Source organism: Streptomyces sp. NPDC045695 (assembly GCF_056432025.1).
The window spans coordinates 530,720-551,034 of the sequence record NZ_JBWKJU010000001.1; the positions used below are offsets into that span (position 1 = coordinate 530,720).

Genomic DNA, 20,315 nt, shown 5'->3' on the forward strand with positions numbered 1-20,315 from the left:
CATGGCCAAAGACACACACGTCCCCGCATCCGTCACCAGCGCCGACGTGGCCCGCCTCGCCGGGGTTTCGCGCGCCACGGTGTCCTTCGTCCTGAACGACACGCAGGGCCACCGGGTCAGTGCGGGCACCCGGGCCCGGGTGCTCGACGCGGCCAAACAGCTCGGTTACGTACCGCACGCCGCGGCCCGGTCCCTGCGCGCCGGCCGCAGCAACCTCGTCCTGATGCCCGCGTCGGTCTCCGCGATCGGCCGCCTCGTCAGCGACTGGACGGACGACCTGCACAGCGAGCTCGACCAGCTCGGCTACACGGCCGTACTCCACGCGGGCCGCTTCGCAGACCCCCTCGACGCCGCCCGGGCCTGGGCCGAACTGCGCCCCGTGGCCGTCATCGCCCTGGACGGCGACCGCTTCACCGCCCAGGCGGCCGACGTGCTGGGCCGCGCCGGGGTGCGCGGCCTGCTCGCCTTCGCGGCGCACCCGGTCGAGGGCGTGTACACGGTCGGCTTCGACCACGCCCGGATCGGCGCCACCGCGGCCGAGCACCTCATCGCACGCGGCCGGACCCGCATCGGCGTGGTCATCCCGCAGGAGCGGGGCCTCGGTACCCTCGCCCGGCCCCGCCTCGCCGGCGCCGAGTCGGTCGCGGCCCGGCACATGGCGACCGTCACCCCCGTGGAACTGGCCTATACGCGCGAGTCCGCGACCGCTCTCGCGCGGCGCTGGCGGAGCCTCGGCCTGGACGCCGTCTTCACCTACAACGACGAGTACGCCGCTCTCCTGCTCCACGCGCTCCAGGCGGAGGGTATCGCCGTACCGGACGAGGTCGCCCTCGTCGGCTGCGACGACCTCGTCCTCGCCGCTCTCCAGCAGCCCCCGCTCACCACGGTCCGGCTGGACATGCCGTCGGCCGCGCAGATCGCGCAGGCCCTGCACGAGCTGATCGAGACCGGCAAGGCCGCGCCGGTGCCGTCGGTGGAACCGGTCCTGGTCGAGCGCGAGACCACCTGACGGCCGGGCCTCTCGGCCCTTCCCGTTCACTGCCCGCAGCCGTGTGCTGAGAAGGGAACGCGGGGGCGCGGCCTGGCCGCGCCCCCGGGACGGAACGAGCACCGGGGGACGGGAGGTCAGGCCTGCGCGCCGAGGTGCCGGGCCAGGAAGGCGACGCTCTCCTCGACGATCGGCACGATCTCCGGGGCGCCGAGGAAGATGTGGTCCGCGTCCACCACGGGCCGCAGGGTGACCTCGCCCCCGGCGCCGCTCAGGGCCGTGGCCAGGATCTCGCTCTGGCTGTACGGGACGAGGCCGTCCCGGGTGCCGTGGACCAGCAGGAACGGCGGCGGATTCGAGCCTTCCGTGTAGGTCACCGGGCTCGCGGCCCGCGCCAGGTCCGGGCGTTCGGCCGCGTCGGCGCCGAGCAGGGCCTCGTACGGGTTGGGGAAGTCCGCGCCGCCGGGCATCTGCGGCATGGGGTGCTCGGCGGCGGCGACCACGTCGGAGATGCCGTACCAGTCGACGACCGCCAGGACCCCGGTGTCGCCGGAGCCGACCCCCTGCGTGCCCTCCAGGGCCGCGCCGTCCCGGCTGCCGGGGCCGACGAGCCCGGCGAGCGCGGCCAGGTGCCCGCCCGCGGACTCGCCCCAGACGCCGATCCGGTCGGGGTCGACGCCGAACACGTCGGCGAACCTGCGGACGTAGCGGATCGCGGCCTTGACGTCGTGCAGCTGGGCGGGGAAGGGCGCTTCGAGACTGTGCCGGTAGTCGATGGAGACGAGGGCGAGCCCGGCGGCCAGTACCGCCCCGTGGAGCAGCGCGGCGGGCACGGTCGGCGGCGGGTAGCGGCGGTCGCCCTCCAGCCAGCCGCCGCCGTGGATCCAGACGACCGCGGGGAAGGGCCCGTCGCCCGCCGGTGTCCGGACGTCGAGCAGGCGGGGGCGGTAGCCGGGCGTGGTGGCGTAGGTGACGCCGTCGAAGCGGCGCACGCCGTCGGTGTCCGTCACGGGGGGTACGGGGGACTGGTACGGCGGGGGCGGCCACGTCATGTCGGCGATGTCGAATGCGGCCGGAGGAGATTGCGTCATTGCGGCCCTTCCAATTCTGCGGGTGGGCGGATGGGGTCCAGGGGGCACGGGGTCGGCTTGGGGCGGGCTTCGGGTCGTTTGTCCGGAATGCTTGCGCGAGTCGCCTGAGGCGGCGGCGTAGCGTGTTACACGTGTAATCACGACTCTAGCGATGCATTTCCGCTGACCACAACCCCAGGATCGGTTCGGCTTTCGCATCGGCTACACGAGCCACCCCAGCGGTCGCGCCGCCTTCCCTCTCCGGGAGCACGTCATGCTCACTACCACCGGCAGTCCCGCGATTCCCGCGGTCCGCAGCTTCGTCCACTGGGTCGCCGACCCCATCGCCGCGAGCGTTCCCCAGGTCAGGGCCCGTGTGCGCCGCACGCTCGACGCGTGGGGAGTCCCCGTCGACGCGGCGGACGTCCTCCTGCTGGCCGTCAGCGAGCTCGTCGGCAACGTCGTGCGGCACGCGGGCGGCGGCCGGATGCGCGTCGGCGTGGCCGCCGGCGGCGGCTGGCTCCGGCTGGAGGTCGCAGACCGGGGCGCCGGCCCACCGCGGCCGCCCCGTCCCCGCGCGGAGGTGGACCCGGACTCCGAGGCGGGGCGCGGACTGCTGCTCGTGCAGCTGCTGGCGGCCGAGCTGGGCGGCGAACTCTCGGTCGTCGCCCACGCGTCCGGCACGTCGGTCCGGGTGTGCATCCCCGAGGCCTGAAGAGGACCGCCGAGCGCCCGCACGGGGAGCGGACCGGCCCTGAACCGCCCGGGAGGGGGCTCGATATGATCGCGACCGCGTACAACGGAAGGCGATCATGTCCGACAGCCCCCTCAGGCCCAGCTCGTTGATCAACACGGTCTACGGGGCGTTCCTCCGCCGTGTCGGAGGCTGGATCTCCATCGCGGACCTGATCACGCTGATGGGGGAGCTGGACGTCGACGGCCCGGCGGTGCGCTCGGCGATCTCACGCCTCAAGAAGCGCGGCGTCCTCGAACCGGAGCGCCGCGGCGCCACCGGCTACCGGCTCAGCCCCGCCGTCCACCCCGTCTTCGACGAGGGCGACCGGCGCATCTTCGCCAGCCTGGAGCCCGCCGACCTCGCGGACGGCTGGGCCATGGCGGTCTTCTCCGTGCCGGAGTCCGAGCGTTCCCACCGCTACCAGCTGCGTACCCGCCTGACCTGGCTCGGCTTCGGCAACATCGCCCCCGGCGTGTGGCTCGCCCCGGGCCGGTTGCTCGACGACGCGCGCGGCATGCTGGTCCGGCTCGGGCTCAGCGACTACGTCCACCTGTTCGCCGCCGACTACGCCGCGTTCAGCGACCTGCCCGAGACGGTGAGCTCGTGGTGGGACTTCCCGGCGATCCAGGCGCAGTACGCGGTCTTCACCGACGCCTACGCGCCCGTCGCGGCCCGCATGGCGGCGCAGTCGGCCCTCGACCCGGCGGAGGCGTTCCGCCACTACGTGCCGATGCTCACCCAGTGGCGCCGCCTGCCGTACCTGGACCCGGGCCTGCCGACCGAACTGCTCCCGGCGGACTGGAACGCGGTCGCGGCCCGCCAGGTCTTCCAGCAGCTCCACGCCGTCCTGCTGGAGCCCAGCCTGCGCCACGTCCAGGACGTCACGGGCCTCTCGCCCACCCCGTAGGGGCGGTGCCCGACCCTCTCTACGGTGCGCCCTCCCCTGCCCGGGCGAGGGCCAGCACCCCCGCGCAGATCAGGGCGACGCCCAGCAGCTGGGGCAGCAACCACCAGTCCGAGCGCAGGTGTTCCTCGTAGAGGATCACGCCCAGCGCGATGCTGACACCGGCGTCGCCGAGGGTCAGCGCGGGCTGCGAGGCGACCAAGGGGCCGCCCTGCATGGCGTGTTCGAGCAGCAGCAGGGCGCAGATGCCGCTCGCGCCGAAGGCGTACGTCTCCCACGTCGTCAGGAAGCCGCCGAGGCCCTCGTCGTCGAGGACGTGCACGGCGGACTTCATCAGGGCGGCGGTGAGCGCGTAGCAGACGGCGGTGGCGGCGCCGAGGCAGCCGGCCCGCGAGCGGCCGGGGGGACGGCGCAGCCCGGCCGCGGCCAAGGCGGCGACGGCCACCGCACACGCGGCCAGGGCCACCCCCCACCGGGCGGGCGGCACGTCCGTACGGTTGCCCACGGGCGAGGCGGCCACCAGCGCGATCCCGAGCCCCGCCACCACCGCGGCCACGGCGAGCCACAACGCCCCCGGCAGCCGCTGCCGCGCCAGCAGCGAGGCGATGAGCAGGGCGAGCGGCAGCTCCAGTACGAACAGCGGCTGTACGAGGGCCAGCGCGCCCGTGGCCAGCGCCGCGGCCTGTCCCGCCCCGGCCGCGATCACGGCCAGGATCCCGCCCAGCCACAGCGGCCGCCGCAGCAGGTCGAGGACCAGGCTGAAGCGGAATCCGCCGCTCTGCGGCACGGTGAGGGCGGCCCGCCGCTGGAGCACGGTGGCGAGCGCGTTGCTGAACGCGGCGAACAGTGCGAAGAGGACCGGCAAGGCGACGCCCATGCCGCGATCCTCACCGTGCCCGCCGCCCGTCCGCGCCACGACACCGGGCCGCGGCCGTCGCACCCGCCGCATTCCCCCGTCCGGCCGCGCGGAGGGGCGTACCGGGCCTGCCCGACCCCCTGCGCCCCCCTCAGGACGCGGCCCGCGTCCGTCCCGCGGCCCGGCGCAGGGCGAGCTCCGCCAGGGCCTCGGGGGCACCGCTCTGGCCGCGGATGCCGGGGAAGGCGTTGATGTCCACGATCAGGGGGGTGCCGCCGACGGTGTCGATGACGTCCACGCCGTAGACGTCCAGCGCGAACACCACGCCCACCTCGCGCACCAGAGCGGCCCAGCCGGAGGGCAGTTCACCGAGGGCCGGCGGCCGGGTGGGGCCGCACCCCTCGGGCGCCAGCTCGGAGCGGCGCAGTGCCGAGAAGACCCGGTCGCCGATCGCCCACAGCTTGTGGTCCCAGCCGCTGTTCGGCGCGTACTCCTGCACCACCACCGGCTCCTGCGGCCAGGCCAGCGCCAGCTCCCGCACCGCCTGTGCGTCGTCGGCGCGGGCGACCAGGTCGCCGCGGTGGCTGCGCCGGCTCTTGACGACGACGGGGGAGGGGACCGAGGCCCCGCGGGCGTAGGCCGAGAGCGAGGCGTACGTCCGCGTGGCGGCGAAGGGCAGCCCGGCCCGCAGGGCGAGCGCGGCCATCTCGGTGCGGTCCTGGCACAGTGCGGTGGCCGCCGCGGAGTTCACCACGGGCACGCCCCGCCGCTCCAGTTCCCGCGCGAGGTCCAGCGCCTGCGGGGTCCGGGCCTTCAGCAGGTACACATCGGCCGGCCGTAGGCAGGCGTCCCCGGGCGCGGCCGGGTCGACCGCTTCGACGACGTGCTCCGCGGCCAGCAGCGCGGTGGTGGCCGCCAGCACCGGATGACCGGGCTCCGGGGTGATCAGGCCGATCCTCATGCGCTCTCACCCGTCCCGGCCGAAGCCTGCGCCGGAGCCGAGGCCTGCGCCGGAGCCGAGGCCTGCGCCGGGATCGACACGGGCAGCGCGAACGGGCGCGCCGCGGGCACCGGTGGCGCGGCCGGGCCGGCCCCCGCCCCCGCCTTCGCCAGCCCCAGCACCGCCCGGGCCACCCGCGCCGCCGCGTCCGGTACCTGACGGAAGCTCGGGAAGTCGTTCACGTCGACGACCACCGGCCCGTCGGGGCCCAGCAGTACGTCCACCCCGTACAGGTCCAGCCCGTACACCGCCCCGACCTGCGCGGCGATCGCCGCCACCTCGGCCGACAGCGGTACGCGGCGCTCCCGTACCGAGGGGTCCGGGTGCAGGGGGGAGCAGCGCTCGGTGGCGAACAGCTCCCCGCCGACCGCGTACACCTTGATGTCGGTGCCCGAGTTGGGCACGTAGGGCTGGGCGATGAGCATGCCCTCGCCGGCGAGCACGGGGAGCAGCGCCTCCAGCCGCTCCGGCGCGGGCACCAGGTGCACGGCCCGTCCCGAGCTGCCGTCGGCGGGCTTGACGACGAGCGGGTACTGCGCCGCCGGTATCTCCCTGAGCAACTCGGGGCGGGCCACCGCGTACGTCGGCGGCAGGGGCAGCCCCCGGCTGCGGCCGATGGCGGCGGCCAGCGCCTTGTCCCGTACGCCGCGGATGGACCGGGCGTCGTTGACCGTGGTCATCCCGGCCGAGGCCGCGGCCTCGAGCAGGGTCAGGCCCGGACCGCCGGAGACCGTCTTGAGCACCCATGCGTCGTGCGCGCCCGCGTCGACGGCCTCGGTCATGCGCAGCAACGAACCGCCCGGGTGCACCACGTCCACCTGGTGTCCCCACGCGGTCAGCTGCCCGATCACCTCGTTCGGCATGCCGTCGTGGCGGTAGTGCTCCTCCACCAGGAAGCAGAGCTTCATGGACCTTCCCCATATTCCCCGGACGTCCGCCGATTCCGTCCGGCGAGTTGTGACGTCACAGGATGGCATGGACCGCAATGTGATGATCGGTCCGCCTGTTCGGATCGCGTCCGAAGAAACCCGGATGTGAACGGGGGTGGGGGCTGCTAGGTTCAGCCCGTGCCGAAGCTGAATCAGATCATCGCAGTGGAAAAGGGCGTCAAGTCCAAGTCCCTCCAGGAGCTCACGCAGGCTCACCACGACGTCCAGAAGCCCGCCCTGCTGGCCGGTATCTCCCGGACCTACCAGCCCAAGGACGAGGAGGGCGAGCAACTGCCGCCCGAGTCCACGCGGGTGCAGATCAAGGCCGAGGACGTGCTGCGGGCGACGGCGGGGACGCTGACGCGACTGTTCGACGTGACGGCCACCAAGGACTGGGCGAACCGCACCGCGGCCGCCGACGTCGTGGTGGAGGGAACGGTCCTGCTGGCGCAGGTGCCCGTGCCCTACCTCCTCTTCCTGGAGAAGCAGCTCACGGACATGCACACCTTCGTCCGGAAGCTGCCGGTGCTCGACGCCTCCGAATCCTGGAACCTGGACCCGTCCACGGACTCCTGGAAGACGGACCCGGTGCGCACGATCCGCACCAAGAAGGTGCCGCGCAACCACGTCAAGGCCGAGGCCACCGACAAGCACCCGGCGCAGGTCGAGGTCTACTACGAGGACGTTCCGGTCGGCTACTGGACCACCGTGAAGTTCTCCGGCGCGCTGCCCGCCCGGCGGGTCAACGAGCTCCTCGACCGCGTGGAGAAGCTCCAGCAGGCCGTCAAGTTCGCCCGCGAGGAGGCCAACAGCACCGAGGTCACCGACCAGCGGGTCGGCGACGCGGTGTTCGGCTACCTGTTCAGGTAGCCCCGACGACTCCCCCTGTATGTCTGCAGGGGGTGCGCGAGAGCGCAAGCTGAAACTGATGTTGAAGCTGAACAGGGGTGTCAGTTGGGGGTTCGAATCCCTCCCCCGGCACAGCGTGCCGGGGTGGCCCAAGCCGGTAGAGGCGGCCCCTCAATCTCAGATTCTCGCTCCAGTCTCAGTATTCGCCGCCGAACACCGGATCGACCGAGCGTGGACGATCATCGATGGATGGGGGTTCAAGTCCCCTCTGCGCCTCTTCTCGTGGCGCGGTAGTTCAAAGGTAGAACACGTCGATCTCAGAATGATCCGCGACTCTTCAACGTGCCGGTGTGCGCAATTGGGTGGCACACAGGAGCCCGGGAGCTGGATATGCTCCCGGGCTCCGTCACGTGCCGCTCCCGTCTCGCCCGGCGCCGCGGCCTCAGGTCACAGCCGCGGCCTGCGGTCAGACCGGTACGGACACGAACGTCCTGCCCGCCTCGTTCTCGACGAGGATCGCCTTGACGTCCGCCTGGTCCACGGCCGCCGAACCGTCCAGCGCCGCGCCCTTGCCCTTGCCGTTCTCCTGGCCGACGACCCAGCTGCCCGCGGTGGTGCGCGTACCGTCCTTGGACAGGACGACCAGCCGGCACCGCTCGCCGGCCGGCAGGCCGGTGACCGCCGCGTGGAGCCGCACCCACTTCGTCGCCGGCGTCATCTGTACGGTCATCCGCGTGCCCGTGGCCACATCGGCGGCGGAGAGCAGCTTGGTCCCCTCGGCCGGCGGCGAAGGCTGCGCCGAAGCCGTCGGGGACGGCGGCGGCAGGGCGACGGCCCCCGCGTCATCCGTGCCCAGCCGCGTGCCCGCCCAGAACACCGCCGCGAGCGAGGCCGCGATGGCCAGCCCCGCGAGCCCCGCGCGCCGGCGCCTGGCACCGGCCAGCTCCCCGCGCATCTGCCGCAGGGTCCGCTGGAGCATCAGGTCGCCGCCCGGCGGCGGTCCGTCGAGGAACGCCTCCTCGGGCACCTCGCCCAACGCCGCTTCCATCTCGCGCAACGCGCCCAGCTCCTCCCGGCACCGCACGCATCCGTTCACGTGCTCCTCGACCCGGCGGACCTCCTCGTCGGTCAGGACGCCGAGCACGTACGGGCCGAGCAGTTCCTCCTCGTGCCGCTGCCGGTTCATGCCACCACCTCGCGCAGTCCGGCGGGCTGCTGGGGCGGCCTGCCCGGTCGTTTGCCTTCTCTGGACAGGCTGTCCCTGAAACCGTCGTCCTTGAAAACGTCCCGCAGGGCCTTGAGCGCGTAGTGCGAACGCGATTTGACGGTACCCGCGGGAATGCCGAGGCTGTCGGCCGCTTCCGCGACGCTGAGCTGGCGGTAGTACAACTCCTTGAGGACGTCACGGTGTTCCTGGGACAGCCGGTCGAGGGCGCCCAGGACCGTCATGGTGTCCACCACGGAGTCGGCGTGGTCCTCCTCCACCGGCGGCGGGGCCGAGGCCCCGGAGACCTCCGGCGGCCGGGCGGCCCTGGCCCGGTACCGGTCGGTGATGATGTTGCGGGCCACGGTGAGCAGCCAGCCGCGCACCGAGCCCTTCCCGTTGACCAGGACCTCCGAATGCCGCCAGGCCCGGATGAGGGTCTCCTGGACGACGTCCTCGGCGGCGGCCCGGTCCCCGGTCAGCCGGGTGGCGTACGCGAGCAGGGCGTGACCGTGCTCCTCGTGGACCGACTTGATCAGCGCCTCATCGGTCGAGCCCCGCCGAGCGCGGGGCCACAGTGGTCCGGCCATCTCACCCTCTCCGTCCCTCTCCGTCTTCCACGCTTACGTGGTGCGGTCGGAACACGCCCACGGGCCGGGAACGGTTCATGTGACCTGGGTCACACGGGGCTCAGGTCCGGCAGTGGCGGCCGCGGGCAGCGCGTGGTGGACCGGCCGGGGGACCCCGAACAGCCCCAGCTGGCCCGGACACCGGTGTCGTCGCCGGCCGTGTGGGCGACTGCGTCGCCCGGCCCGCGCCGGCCACGGTGCCCGGGCGCCGCAGGACCCCCGGGGGAGCCGCAGGGGGCCGACAAGGGTTTTCCCCGTATCCAGTTCATCCGCGTGTTGCCTACTGTCTGCCCACCGGCGATCTTTCCCCGGCTGAACGGACCACACGCCAACCCCACATGGCGTGAGTGCCGAACCGCCCGGAGGACCGCCGGGACCGCCGTTGCCCTGCCCCGCCGTCGAGGCCGGGGCAACGTGGCGCGCGGCGGCGGCCGGGACGAGTTCGACCAGCTCGCTCCCGGCCCCGCAGCCGCCGGTACCTCCCACACTGCACCGACCGGCCGCTCCGGCCTGCCCGGAAACGGCCCGCGAAAGGGAACACCGTGCACGCATCCAGACGTAGGCTCATATCCGTGGTGGCCATGTCGGTCACCCTGCTCGCCGGTTCCGCGACCGCCTCCGTGGCCCTGGCCACCGAGACCCCCGCCGCGGCCCCCGCCGCCACGGTCGCCCCCACCGCCCCGGTCGAGAACCTCATCGTCGGATACAAGTCCTCGGCCTCCGAGGCGAGCTCCAACAGCGCGGCCGCCGACGACGCCAGCGCCAAGGGCAAGAAGGCCGGCAAGAAGGCGAAGTTCGACCGCCGCCTCGGCACCGGAGCCGCCCTGGTCAGCCTCGGCGGCACCGTCGCCCCCGCCGACGCGGCCGACGTGATGGCCCAGTTCCGTGCCGACCCGGACGTCGCCTACGTCGAGCCGGACTCCCGCGCCTACCCCACGGCCATCACCCCGAACGACACCGAGTACGCCAAGCAGTGGGACCTCTTCGAGCCCACCGCCGGCATGAACGTCCCCGCCGCCTGGGACAAGACCACCGGCTCCGGCGTCACCGTCGCCGTGATCGACACCGGCTACGTCGCCCACTCGGACCTCGCCGCGAACATCGTCGCGGGCTACGACTTCATCGCCAGCTCCACCGCCGCCCGTGACGGCAACGGCCGCGACAACAACCCCGCCGACCAGGGCGACTGGAGCGCCGCCGGCGAGTGCGGCACCGGCTCCACCGCCAGCAACTCCTCCTGGCACGGCACCCACGTGGCCGGCACCATCGCCGCCGCCACCAACAACGCCAAGGGCGTCGCCGGCATCGCGTACGGCGCGAAGATCCAGCCCGTCCGCGTGCTCGGCAAGTGCGGCGGTGCCACCTCGGACATCGTCGACGCCATCACCTGGGCCTCGGGCGGCACCGTCACCGGCGTCCCGGCCAACGCCACCCCGGCCAAGGTCATCAACATGAGCCTCGGCGGCGCGGGTGCCTGCACCGCGACCTACCAGAACGCCATCAACGCCGCCGTGGCCCGCGGGACGACCGTCGTGGTCGCCGCCGGCAACAGCAACTCCGACGCGGCCGGCTTCTCGCCCGCCAGCTGCAACAACGTGATCAACGTCGCCGCCAGCAACCGCGCCGGCGACCGCTCGTACTACTCCAACTACGGCGCGATCATCGACGTCGCCGCCCCGGGCGGTGAGACCCGCCGCGCCACCGACACGCCCGGCACCGTCACCACCCCCGAGAACGCGATCCTCTCCACGCTGAACGCCGGCACCACCACCCCGGGCGCCGAGCTCTACAAGCCCTACCAGGGCACCAGCATGGCCGCCCCGCACGTCGCGGGCCTCGCCGCCCTGCTGAAGTCGGCGAACTCCGCGCTGACCCCGGCGCAGATCGAGTCCGCGATCAAGGACAACGCCCGCCCGCTGGCCGGCACCTGCACCGGCGGCTGCGGCACCGGTCTCGCCGACGCCGCCGCGACCGTCGCCGCGGTGACCTCCACCCCGCCCACCGCGGGTTTCGAGAACACCACGGACTTCGCCATCGGTGACAACACCACCGTGGAGAGCCCGATCACCGTCAGCGGGGTGACCGGCAACGCCCCGGCCACCCTCAAGGTGGGCGTGAACATCGTGCACACCTACATCGGTGACCTCAAGGTCGACCTGGTCGCCCCGGACGGCACCGTCTACACCGTGCACAACCGCTCGGGCGGCAGCGCCGACAACATCAGCCAGGTCTACACCGTCGACGCCTCCACCGAGGTCGCCAACGGCACCTGGAAGCTGCGCGTGAACGACAACGCCGGCGGCGACACCGGCAAGATCGACTCCTGGAACCTGACCTTCTAGTCAGCGCTCGGGAGCCGGCCCCCGGTCCGGCCGCCACGCCGGCCTGACGGGGCGATAGTACGGACCAACCAGCCCGTCGGACCTGCCGATACACCGCGTATCGGCAGGCCCGGCGGGTTTTCCGGTCACGTGACTGATTTCTGCGTCACAATCAGGGTCCGCCCGCCATCCGACCTCGTATTGTCGCCTCTCACAGGAAAGGCACAGGAGCTGGGGACCGAGAGGCTGGTGGCTGTGCGTGGTGGCGGCGACGGGGCACGCTGACACAAGTGTCGCAAGTGTCGGACACGGTGAACTCATCAAGGCGGTCGACCGCGCGCTGACCGCGCACGGCCGGGCCCTGCTCACCGGACCCGCCGGAGCGGGCAAGACCGAGGTGGTCCGAGCCGTCGCGGCAGCGGCCGAATCCCGCCGCGAGGCCGTGCTGCGCCTCGCCCCGGAGGCGGCCGACCAGTGGATACCCGAGGCCTCCGCCGCGGCCCTCCTCGCCTCCGTGCCCAGCGCCGCCCTGGAGGAGCTCTCCGGCCCCCAGCGCACCGCCATCGCCCTGCTGCGCCGCGAGGCCGACGCCCCCCGCGCCGGCCGCGACCACATCGCGCTGCGCCTCGCCGTCGTCGAGGTACTGCGGTCGCTCGCCGCCCGCCAGCCCGTCCTGCTCGTCCTGGACAACGCCCAGTGGCTCGACGCCGAGAGCACCGACCTGCTCCGCTTCGCCCTGCGTCTGACCCCGCCCCACGTACGGGTCCTGGTCGCCGAATGCGTCCAGGGCGGAGGCCCGGTGGGCGAGCCCCTCTGCGGCCCCGGCGTCCCGGTCGTACGAGTGCCCCCGCTCGGCGCCGACGAGGTCGCCGAACTCCTCGTCCGCCACGGCCTGCCCGCCCGCCTCGCCGGCCGCATCCACCAAGCCAGCGGCGGCAATCCGCGCCTCGCCCTGGCGCTCGGCCACTCCCTGGCCGAAGCCGCCGAGGCCCGTGACTGCAGCGCCCACCACGCCGACCCCCTGCCCGTCTCCGGCCAGGCCCGCGAGGTCGCCCGCCGGCTCCTCGCCGGGGCCTCCGCGCCGTGCCGCCGCACCCTGCTGCTCGCCGCCCTCGCGGCCCGCCCCACCATCTCCCTGCTGCGCCGGGCCGGCCGCCCCGACGCCGAGGCGGAGCTGGCCGAGGCGGAACGAGCGGCGCTGGTCAGGGTCGGGGAGGACGGCCGGGTGGAGTTCACCGCGGGCGCCCTGCCCACGGCGCTGGCCGCCGACGCCGGCTGGCCGGAACGCGCCGCCGGGCACGCGGCCCTGGCCGAAGCCGTCGACGACCAGGTCCAGGCCGTACGCCACCGCGCGCTCGCCGTGGACACCCCCGACCAGTGGCTCGCCGCGGAGATCACCGAGGCCGCCGAGGTCTGCCGCCGCCGCGGCCAGCGGGCGCTGGCCGCCGAACTGGGGCTGCTCGCCGCCGAACGTACGCCGTCCTGGCTGGCCGGCGAGGAACTCGCCCGCCTGGTCACGGCCGCCGAGGACGCCGGCTGGGCCGGCCGCGCCGACCTCGCGCGCCGCGCCGCCAGCGCCGTACTGGCCCGCGACGCCTCGCCCGCCGACCGGGTGCGGGTCCGTCTCGCCGTGATCGACGCGGCCGGACAGGCCCTCGGCGCGCTCGACGAGACCTTCGCCTGCGCCATGGCCGAGGCCGCCGGGGACCCCGCGCTCCAGGCCGCCGTCCAGCTGCGGATCGCCACCAAGCACAACCTCAGCGACGGCGACCCCGTCCGCTCCCGGGACGCCGCGGCCCGGGCGGGGGCCCTCGCCGCCCTCGGAGGCGACCAGGTCGCCGAGGCCATGGCCCTGACGGTACGGGCCCGCATGGGCCGCATCCTCGGTGACCCCGGCGCCGAGGCCATCCTCGCCGAGGCCCTCGCCCTGCCCGCCCCCGAGGTGCCGCTCGGCATGCGCAACGCGCCCCAGTACCTCGCGGTCCGGCACGCCCTCTTCGACGACAGCCTGGAGGACGCCCGCCGGCAGCTGATGGTCCTGCTGCCCGCCGTCCAGAGCACCGGCTCCGCCGAGGACGTCTTCGAGGTCCTGCGCAGCCTCACCGAGGTGGAACTGCGCAGCGGCCGCTGCGAGGCGGCCTCCGCCCGCGCCCGCCGCGCCCTGGAGCTGACGATCGAGGCGGGCCTCTCACCGGGCCCCGCCTGGTACGTCGCCGCGATGGCGGAGGCCATGGGCGGCAGCTTCGCGCGCGCCGCCGGCTACGCCCGGCGCGGGATCCAGGCCTCGCAGGAAGAACACGACCAGGTCTTCCTGTCCCGTAGCCTGCACGCCCTCGGCCTCGTGGAACTGGCTACGGGAGAGGCGACGAAGGCCGTCGCCACCCTGCGCCGCGTCGCCGAGCTGGAGGCCGCCCAGAAGGTGGTGGACCCCTCGATCCTGCGCTGGCACGGGGAGCTCGCCGAGGCCCTGGTCGCCGCGGACGAACCGGGCGAAGCCAGCGAACTGATCGACTCCGTCCGTCGGGTGGCCGTCGGCCTCGGCCGCACCGGGGTGGTCGCGGCGCTCGACCGGGCCCGCGGACTGTGCCTGTCCGCGCGGGGCGACGCCGACGCGGCCGTCCACCTGCTCGAGACCACGGCGCAGCGTTTCGACGCCCTCCAGCTGCCGCTGGAACGCGGCCGTACGCTGCTCGCCCTCGCCCGGGTGGAGCGCCGCCGCCGGCGCCGCGCACCCGCCCGCGACGCGCTCCGAGCGGCGGCCGAGGTGTTCGGCCGGGCCGGAGCCGTCCCCTGGGCGGAGCTCGCCAGGGAACCGGCTCAGGGAGAGGCGGGCGTCGCCACGGGCGGACCTCAGGTGTCCGCGGCCTCGACCCTGACCGAGGCCGAGACCCGCCTGGCGCTGCTGGTCAGCCGGGGCGCCAGCAACCAGGAGGCCGCGGCGAAGCTGTTCCTCAGCGTCAAGACGGTGGAGGCGCGGCTGACCCGGATCTACCAGAAGCTGGACGTACGCTCACGGGCCCAGCTGGCCGCCGCGCTCAACGCCCGCTGACGCCGGCTGACACCGGCTGTCCGGCCGCTGAACCTCCGCCCGCCGTCCGCCGGTTCAGCAGCCGAGGTTGTTCCCCGGGGTCACGCCCAGCAGCTGCGTGAAGCTCTGATAGGCCGAGATCCGGCTCTGGACCTGGGCGGGGTTCCCGCCGTTGCACTCCAGGGCCCCGTTGATGGAGCGGATGGTCTCGCCGAAGCCCGCGCCGTTCACCATGGCGGCGTGGGCGGTCATGGTGCCCGGGCCGTTCTGGGTGTTCCAGTACCACAGGGCCGTCTTCATGGCGACGGCCGGATCCCGCTCGACCAGGTAGGGGTCGGCGAGGAGGTTGATGCCGAGGGCGTCACCGGCCGCCTTGTAGTTGAAGTTCCAGCTCAGCTGGATGGGGCCGCGCCCGTAGTACGCGGCCTGGCCCGCGGGGCAGCCGTAGGGCTGGGCCGCGTCGCAGTAGTGCGGGTAGTTGGCGGTGTTCTGCTCGACGATGTGCACGAGGCCGCCCGTCTCGTGGGAGACGTTCGCGAGGAAGGCGGCGGCCTCGCGCCGCCGCACGGTGTCGTCGCCGGTCTTGGCGAAGGCGGGGTAGGCGGACAGCGCCGACACCAGGCCGTTGTAGGTGTAGAAGGGGTTCCGGTTCGGGAACATCCGGTCGAACTGGGCTTCGGAGACCACAAAACCGGAGGGGTCGACGGGGCCGGGGTCCGGTTCCTGGCCCCCGCCCCCGCAGGCGCCCTGGTCCGACCAGACGCCCCACTGCCCCGTGGTGCCGGGCGTCTCGCCCTGGGTCCACCACTTGGCCTGCCAGTTGTGTCCGCCGTACGAGGCGTTCATGCCGTTCGTGTAGACGGCCGACGAGGCCCAGGGGCCCGCGCAGGCGGCCGCCGCGGCGGGGGAGGAGGGGAGGGCGATGGCGAGGCCGGCCGTGAGGGCCGCGGCGGCCACCAGGGGGAGGGCGCGGCGGCGAAGTGCACGTATCACGTAACTACTCCTTCAGTGGGGGGAGTTGCCGTGGGGGCAACGCTGCCCACTGAAGCGAAAATGGTCTGGACCTGTCAAGGTCTAGACCAAAGGAAAAGCCCCCGTGCCACGCCTGACGCGTGGCACCGGGGCGCAGTCGAGCCGGTCAGCTGCCCTGGGAGAGGTTGCCCGAGAGGATCGGGATGTTGCTGGCGATGTGCGAGAGGGAGTCGTCGCCCTTCGCCTGGGTGGAGTTCTCGGCGCACTGCTGGTTCTGCGGGTTGGCCAGCACGTTGACGTCCTGGACGCCGATGTTGGCGATGACCGCGAACAGCGACTGGGCGTTCACCTTGGCCGGCAGGCCGATGCAGAGCTTGTTGAGGGAGCCCTGGACGGCGCTGAGCTGAGGGCTCATGTTGCCCTCGGTCTCCTGGTTGCCGTAGATCTGCGCGGCGCCGTTCCCGTTGACGGTGTTGACGCCGTTGTCGTTGCCGATCGCCATCGCCGGGGTGGCAACTGCGGCGCCGGCACCGAGCATGGAGGCGGTGACGGCGGCGGTGGCCATGAACTTCTTGAACATGTGGAGGATCCTTCTGTCGCACTGTCGCATGGGATGGCTGCCCTCGGCGGGACGCGCTGATCAACTGCTGACAGTGCGAGGGGTTATCCTCCGTCACCCGGGTGGCTCAATGCCGCGGTCCCGCCGCCGCGGCGGCGAGACCGAGTCTGCTCGTACTGCGAAGCGCTCTCGCGGTGTGCCGGAAGTCCCGTGGGTCAGCCGGTCTTGCGGCGGACCTTCTTGTTCTTGCCGCCGGGGCCGCTGCTGGAGCCCTGGACCTTCGCCCGGCTCTGGTGCGACTGCTGGGACTGCGCGTTCGCGGCGTTGCGCTCGAGCGCCTCCCGGAACTTGCGCTTGGCCGCGTCGGCCGGGGATTCGTCCTGCGGGGTGTCTGTTTCGTCAGCCATTTGTCCTCCTGGGGTGATCAAGCCGTTTCAGTCTGTCAGGTGACGTCGCTGCTGACCAGCGCGTTCCCGGGCGTCCCAAGGAGGGCTTTGAGAGGTCATAAGCTTTGATTATGACGTCATAAGGTGAAACCGGGTGCCGGGTTAGGCTTACCTTCGTTTAGGGTTCCCTTGATCCGTCCTGCCGTCGCTCGAAGGGAAACCCTGCCATGCCTCGCCCTCTCCGGGTAGCAATCGTCGGTGCCGGCCCCGCCGGTATCTATGCCGCCGACGCGCTGCTGAAGTCCGAGGCCGCCGCCGAGCCCGGTGTCTCCATCGACCTCTTCGAGCGGATGCCCGCACCCTTCGGGCTGATCCGGTACGGCGTCGCCCCCGACCACCCGCGGATCAAGGGCATCATCACCGCCCTGCACCAGGTGCTCGACAAGCCGCAGGTCCGCCTCTTCGGCAACGTCGACTACCCGAACGACATCAGCCTCGACGAGCTGCACTCCTTCTACGACGCCGTGATCTTCTCCACGGGGGCCACGGCCGACCGCGCGCTCACCATCCCCGGCGTCGAGCTGGACGGATCCTACGGCGCCGCCGACTTCGTGTCCTGGTACGACGGGCACCCGGACGTCCCGCGCACCTGGCCGCTGGAGGCCGAGAAGGTCGCCGTGCTCGGCGTCGGCAACGTGGCGCTCGACGTCGCCCGCATCCTCGCGAAGACGGCCGACGAGCTGCTGACGACCGAGATCCCGCCGAACGTCTACGAGGGTCTCAAGGCCAACAAGGCCCTGGAGGTGCACGTCTTCGGGCGCCGCGGTCCGGCCCAGGCCAAGTTCAGCCCCATGGAGCTGCGCGAACTGGACCACTCGCCCAACATCGAGGTCATCGTCAACCCCGAGGACATCGACTACGACGAGGGTTCCATAGCCACGCGCCGCTCCAACAAGCAGGCCGACATGGTCGCCAAGACCCTGGAGAACTGGGCGATCCGGGACATCGGCGAGCGGCCGCACAAGCTGTTCCTGCACTTCTTCGAGTCGCCCGTCGAGGTGCTCGGCGAGGACGGCAAGGTGGTCGGTCTGCGCACCGAGCGCACCGAGCTCGACGGCACCGGCAACGTCAAGGGCACCGGCCAGTTCACCGACTGGGACGTTCAGTCCGTCTACCGGGCGGTGGGTTACCTCTCGGACGAGCTGCCGAAGCTCCCCTGGGACGTGGCCTCGGGCACGGTTCCGGACGAGGGCGGCCGCGTGATGGAAGCCGGTGCCCACCTGCAGTCGACGTACGTGACCGGCTGGATCCGGCGCGGACCGGTCGGCCTGATCGGCCACACCAAGGGTGACGCGAACGAGACCGTCGCGAACCTGCTGGCCGACCACGCGGACGGCCGCCTGAGCACGCCCGACGCTCCGGCGCCCGAGGCGGTCGAGGCCTTCCTCGGCGAGCGCGGCGTCCGTTACACGACGTGGGAGGGCTGGCACCGGCTGGACGCGGCCGAGAAGGCCCTGGGCGAGCCCCAGGGCCGCGAGCGCGTGAAGATCGTCGAGCGCGAGGACATGCTGGAGGCGAGCGGCGCGTAGGGCTCGGGCCCGCGTACGAAGCTTGGGGGAGCGGGGCTGGGGCTCAGGAGCCCTGGCCCCGCTCCAGCACACCGCGCAGGAAAGCCGCCTGTCCGGCGTGCTGGAGGTCGTCGGCCAGCACGCTGACGAGCCGTACGCCGAGGGTGACGGGCGGGTCCCAGCGCTCGTCGACCACCCGGTCCAGGTCGGCGGCGGCCAGCGACCGGACGAACCCCATGGTCTGTTCGTGCACGGCGTCGAAGTACCCCAGCAGCAGCTCGCCCGAGTCGACGCGGACGGCGGCGACTTCCCGCGCCGAGTGCCCGTACCCGGTGGCCTCGGCCGGCAGCGGCAGGGCGAACCGGTCCGCCCAGCCCCCGGACCGCCACACCTGTTCGAGGCCGCCCGCGTCGGCGATGTGGTCGTCCTGGATCCGGGTCAGGTGCCAGATCAGCCAGGTGATCGAATTCGCGCCCGGATCGGTGCGCGCGTTCAGCCGATCCGCCGGGAGGCCGTCCACGACCTCGTGCACGGCCTCCGCGATGCGTCCGAACCCGTCGGAGATGACGTCCGTAGCCTTCATGCACCCACCATGCAAGGCCGGGCGCCCCGCCCGCCGCGAGACACGCGGCGGGCGGGCGGAGGAAGCGGTGGCGGGGAGCGGTGCCGGGGGAGCCGGGCGGCTCAGCGGCCGGCGTCGGCCGTCACGGTCGTGTCGGCCTTGGGGGCCTCGTCCGCCTTCTCGGCCTCGTCCGCTTTCTCGGCCTGTGTGGCTCCGTGCGCGGCCCCGGCGGGAGCGGACGCCGCCGTCACGGTGCCGTGTCCGCCCCGCAGCCCGATCCAGCTGATCACCGCGACCAGCGCGAAGGCCACGGCCCCGATCCCGAAGGTGAGGGTGAACCCGGACTCCGCAGGCAGCGGGGGGACTCCCGCCGGCAGGTGCTCGATGGTCCGGGAGGCGAGGATCGTGGTGACGATGGCGCTGCCGATCGCACTGCCCGTCGAGCGGGAGATCGAGTTGATGCCGTTGGCGATGCCGCTCTGGTGGTGCGGGACGCTGGCCATGATGACGGCCGGCATGGCGGCGTAGCCGAAGCTGACGGCCGCGCCGACGACCAGCCCCGCGCCGATCACCGAGATGCTGTGCTGGTGGTCCAGGACGAGCCAGCCGAAGCCGACCGCGCCGAGCGCGGCGGCCAGGCCCAGTGCGACGCGCGGACCGCGGTGACGCACGATCTGGCCGCCGATGGGGGAGGCGAGCAGCGAGACGATGGCGCCGGGCAGCAGGAACTGCACGGAGGCGCGCAGGATCGACGCGTCGAAGCCGTAGCCGGTGAGCGCCTCGGGCATCTGGACGAGGTACGAGACGCCCAGGAAGTTCGCGAACATGCCGAAGCCGACGAGGATGCCGGCCAGGTTGGCCATGAGCACCGGCCGGTGGACGAACATCCGCATGTCGACGAGGGGCTCGCGGACCTTGAGCTCGGTCAGCACCCAGACGGCGGTCATGACGGCGGCGCCGGCGAAGCTGCCCAGGGTGCGGCCGGAGGTCCAGCCCCACTCGTGGCCCTGGGAGATCGGCAGCAGGAGCAGCAGCAGGGCGATGCCGAGGGTCAGCGCGCCGAGGAAGTCGGTGCGGCCGCCCGTCTTGTGGCGGGTCGCGGGGACCAGGAAGACCACGGCGAGCAGGGCGAGGGCCGCGAAGCCGGTCGCCATCCAGAACGCGTTGCGGTAGTCCGCGCCGGACCCGGAGGTGAGCAGCCCGGTCGCGACCAGCGCGAGGCCGCTGCCGAATGCGAGCGTGCCGCTGACCAGCGCCATCGCGCCCGGAAGCTTCTGCGGCCGGACCTCTTCGCGCAGGACCGAGAGGGCCAGCGGGAAGATCGCCGTGGCGGCTCCCTGGAGCACCCGGCCCAGGATCAGCAGCGGAAGCGACGAGGCCAGCGCGGCGATGACCGAGCCGGCGACCATCACGCCGAGGACGGCGACCAGGGTGGGCTTCTTGCCGTGCTGGTCACCGAAGCGGCCGAGGAGCGGGGTGAAGACGGCCGCCGACAGGAGCGTGGCGGTGGTCACCCAGCTCACATTCGCGGTCGAGGTGCCGAGGTCGTCGCGGATGAGGCCGAGGATCGGGACCGGGAGGGTCTGCATCATCGACACGACCATGGCGGCCAGGCTCAGGGCGAAGACGATGACCGTCTCGTTCCTGTGCCCGGAGGCCGGGGCTGCGGCGGAGGAGGGGGTGCTCATGGGTGGCGGGACCTAACGCAGATGTTTGAAGTCATCAAGTAACTCCGTCGACGGTAGACCTCAATA

Annotated in this window: 18 protein-coding genes; 7 read left to right on the forward strand and 11 right to left on the reverse strand. The window is 73.0% G+C overall.

Annotated features, from left to right (window positions below):
* The first annotated feature begins 1 nt into the window (after position 1).
* Positions 2–1,009: a LacI family DNA-binding transcriptional regulator gene (locus AC07DU_RS02410; protein ID WP_453371050.1), complete on the forward strand. Its 1,008-nt coding sequence runs from the start codon at positions 2–4 to the stop codon at positions 1,007–1,009.
* Positions 1,010–1,125: 116 nt separating this feature from the next.
* On the opposite strand, the gene AC07DU_RS02415 is transcribed toward AC07DU_RS02410, so the two are convergent.
* A complete protein-coding gene (locus AC07DU_RS02415) occupies positions 1,126–2,079 on the reverse strand; it encodes an alpha/beta hydrolase fold domain-containing protein (RefSeq protein ID WP_479030344.1) in 954 nt (317 codons plus the stop codon).
* Between the two features lie 253 nt (positions 2,080–2,332).
* Between AC07DU_RS02415 and AC07DU_RS02420 the strand changes: the two genes are divergently transcribed.
* Together AC07DU_RS02420 and AC07DU_RS02425 are read left to right on the forward strand one after the other, a co-directional pair.
* The gene (locus AC07DU_RS02420) at positions 2,333–2,773 is read left to right on the forward strand and encodes an ATP-binding protein (protein ID WP_479030341.1); all 441 of its coding nucleotides are present in this window, start codon (positions 2,333–2,335) and stop codon (positions 2,771–2,773) included.
* Positions 2,774–2,870: 97 nt separating this feature from the next.
* Complete coding sequence (locus AC07DU_RS02425) at positions 2,871–3,701, forward strand: PaaX family transcriptional regulator (protein WP_479030339.1); 831 nt, start codon at positions 2,871–2,873, stop codon at positions 3,699–3,701.
* Positions 3,702–3,720: 19 nt separating this feature from the next.
* Here AC07DU_RS02425 and AC07DU_RS02430 read toward each other — a convergent pair whose 3' ends face one another.
* From AC07DU_RS02430 to AC07DU_RS02440, 3 genes are all read right to left on the reverse strand, one after another.
* Positions 3,721–4,575, reverse strand: coding sequence for a DMT family transporter (locus AC07DU_RS02430; RefSeq protein ID WP_479109202.1), 855 nt, complete (start codon positions 4,573–4,575; stop codon positions 3,721–3,723).
* Between the two features lie 130 nt (positions 4,576–4,705).
* Positions 4,706–5,515 (reverse strand): ATP-grasp domain-containing protein, encoded by an 810-nt coding sequence (locus AC07DU_RS02435; protein WP_479109204.1) that lies wholly within the window; start codon positions 5,513–5,515, stop codon positions 4,706–4,708.
* Complete coding sequence (locus AC07DU_RS02440) at positions 5,512–6,462, reverse strand: ATP-grasp domain-containing protein (protein ID WP_479109206.1); 951 nt, start codon at positions 6,460–6,462, stop codon at positions 5,512–5,514. Before AC07DU_RS02440 ends, AC07DU_RS02435 begins: the two co-directional genes overlap by 4 nt.
* A gap of 159 nt (positions 6,463–6,621) precedes the next feature.
* On the opposite strand from AC07DU_RS02440, the gene AC07DU_RS02445 reads away from it, so the two are divergent.
* Entirely contained in the window at positions 6,622–7,353 is a 732-nt protein-coding gene (locus AC07DU_RS02445; protein ID WP_366869235.1) for a DUF7873 family protein, read from the forward strand.
* A gap of 445 nt (positions 7,354–7,798) precedes the next feature.
* Here the strand turns inward: AC07DU_RS02445 and AC07DU_RS02450 are convergent, their stop codons facing one another.
* Positions 7,799–8,518 carry an anti-sigma factor gene (locus AC07DU_RS02450; RefSeq protein ID WP_360889766.1) on the reverse strand — a complete coding sequence of 240 codons (720 nt, stop codon included), beginning with the start codon at positions 8,516–8,518 and terminating at the stop codon, positions 7,799–7,801.
* Complete coding sequence (locus tag AC07DU_RS02455) at positions 8,515–9,126, reverse strand: sigma-70 family RNA polymerase sigma factor (RefSeq protein ID WP_479030328.1); 612 nt, start codon at positions 9,124–9,126, stop codon at positions 8,515–8,517. The genes AC07DU_RS02450 and AC07DU_RS02455 overlap by 4 nt, the downstream gene beginning before the upstream one ends.
* 620 nt (positions 9,127–9,746) lie before the next feature.
* Between AC07DU_RS02455 and AC07DU_RS02460 the strand changes: the two genes are divergently transcribed.
* Entirely contained in the window at positions 9,747–11,507 is a 1,761-nt protein-coding gene (locus AC07DU_RS02460) for a S8 family serine peptidase (RefSeq protein ID WP_479109364.1), read from the forward strand.
* A 238-nt stretch (positions 11,508–11,745) separates the two neighbouring features.
* A complete protein-coding gene (locus AC07DU_RS02465) occupies positions 11,746–14,535 on the forward strand; it encodes a helix-turn-helix transcriptional regulator (RefSeq protein ID WP_479109208.1) in 2,790 nt (929 codons plus the stop codon).
* Positions 14,536–14,589: 54 nt separating this feature from the next.
* Here the strand turns inward: AC07DU_RS02465 and AC07DU_RS02470 are convergent, their stop codons facing one another.
* The 3 genes from AC07DU_RS02470 to AC07DU_RS02480 all read right to left on the reverse strand — a co-directional run bounded on the left by AC07DU_RS02470 (position 14,590) and on the right by AC07DU_RS02480 (position 16,452).
* On the reverse strand, positions 14,590–15,507 hold the full coding sequence (locus AC07DU_RS02470) for a glycoside hydrolase family 19 protein (RefSeq protein WP_479109210.1): 918 nt from the start codon (positions 15,505–15,507) through the stop codon (positions 14,590–14,592).
* 145 nt (positions 15,508–15,652) lie between these two features.
* Positions 15,653–16,066, reverse strand: coding sequence for a rodlin (locus AC07DU_RS02475; protein WP_479109212.1), 414 nt, complete (start codon positions 16,064–16,066; stop codon positions 15,653–15,655).
* Between the two features lie 194 nt (positions 16,067–16,260).
* Complete coding sequence (locus tag AC07DU_RS02480; RefSeq protein ID WP_360889782.1) at positions 16,261–16,452, reverse strand: DUF5302 domain-containing protein; 192 nt, start codon at positions 16,450–16,452, stop codon at positions 16,261–16,263.
* A gap of 206 nt (positions 16,453–16,658) precedes the next feature.
* On the opposite strand from AC07DU_RS02480, the gene AC07DU_RS02485 reads away from it, so the two are divergent.
* Positions 16,659–18,020 carry an FAD-dependent oxidoreductase gene (locus AC07DU_RS02485; RefSeq protein ID WP_360889785.1) on the forward strand — a complete coding sequence of 454 codons (1,362 nt, stop codon included), beginning with the start codon at positions 16,659–16,661 and terminating at the stop codon, positions 18,018–18,020.
* Positions 18,021–18,063: 43 nt separating this feature from the next.
* On the opposite strand, the gene AC07DU_RS02490 is transcribed toward AC07DU_RS02485, so the two are convergent.
* Both AC07DU_RS02490 and AC07DU_RS02495 read right to left on the reverse strand, forming a co-directional pair.
* Positions 18,064–18,582: a mycothiol transferase gene (locus tag AC07DU_RS02490; RefSeq protein WP_360889788.1), complete on the reverse strand. Its 519-nt coding sequence runs from the start codon at positions 18,580–18,582 to the stop codon at positions 18,064–18,066.
* Between the two features lie 101 nt (positions 18,583–18,683).
* Positions 18,684–20,249 carry an MFS transporter gene (locus tag AC07DU_RS02495; protein WP_479109214.1) on the reverse strand — a complete coding sequence of 522 codons (1,566 nt, stop codon included), beginning with the start codon at positions 20,247–20,249 and terminating at the stop codon, positions 18,684–18,686.
* Between the last annotated feature and the right edge of the window lie 66 nt (positions 20,250–20,315).